This is a genomic window from Microbacterium sp. P2_F9 (assembly GCF_056403635.1).
This window is the reverse complement of the sequence record NZ_JBFUFC010000412.1, coordinates 1-820: the sequence shown is the minus strand read 5'-3', so window position 1 is coordinate 820 and position 820 is coordinate 1. Positions and strand designations below refer to the sequence as shown.

Annotated in this window: 2 protein-coding genes; both read left to right on the top strand. The window is 62.3% G+C overall.

Annotated features, from left to right (window positions below; all coding sequences use genetic code 11):
* Positions 1 to 610 (top strand): hypothetical protein (locus AC1DVT_RS20455; protein WP_477391257.1); only part of this gene is annotated, 610 nt, incomplete at its 5' end.
* A gap of 21 nt (positions 611 to 631) precedes the next feature.
* Positions 632 to 820, top strand: a 189-nt coding sequence (locus tag AC1DVT_RS20450) for a hypothetical protein (RefSeq protein WP_477391255.1), incomplete at its 3' end; no start/stop codon positions are given.

Sequence of the window (820 nt, the reverse complement as noted above, 5' to 3'; positions counted from 1 at the left end):
CGCGGGCGGCGGACGGGCAGTGTCGGTCGTTTACGGCAATGACTTCCCCTACGCCCTCACCGCGAGGGAACCCGACGGGGTGAAGCGGATCTTCATCGGAGGCTCGTCTGATCGCGACCGAGAACTCGTTCAGCAGCTCGAAGCAGAAATACTCGCCTCGAACGAGTCGATCGAGCTCACGACCGCGATTGGTGAAGAACCGCGCGTGATCGAACGCGGGCGGGCGCGAGTGGAGCACTTCGGGCGGGTGTCGCAAGAACAATTCGGCGGGTTGATCTCGCAATCGGACGTGTCCTTCCTCCCCCTCCGCCCACGAGGCCGGGCCGCGGGCCACATGATCCTGGTCGGCTCTCTGCAGGTGGGCACACCAGTCGCATTCTGCGGGGCGAGTGGAATGGAAGGGTACGCGGATGGCGTGTTCGTTCGTGAGATCAGCCCCGACGAGGCGATATTGCCGCAACTTCTCGGTCTGCTCGAGCGCGCTCCGGAAAGGGCCGCGACCCGCGCATTCTGGGAGCGCAACTTCAGCCGCTCGTCATACCTCAGCCGCGTGGGCAGAGCCATTGAACTCCTCAGCAAGGCGCCGAAGCAATCGACGAGGAGCGCATGACGTGTTGGGATCACCGATGCTTTGCACGATGAATTCCTGGCCGTCTCCGATGACGAACTCGTGCCGCCGCTCACAACGACCTCGAGAGATTTGCTGCAACAAATGAAACTCAGCAGTACGACCAAGTCCCTTCTTCTGATGGCCTGGTTCAAGACTTTGAACAGGTGGTCGCACACGCCCGTGACAGCCGAATCCGGCGCCGTTGTGAGC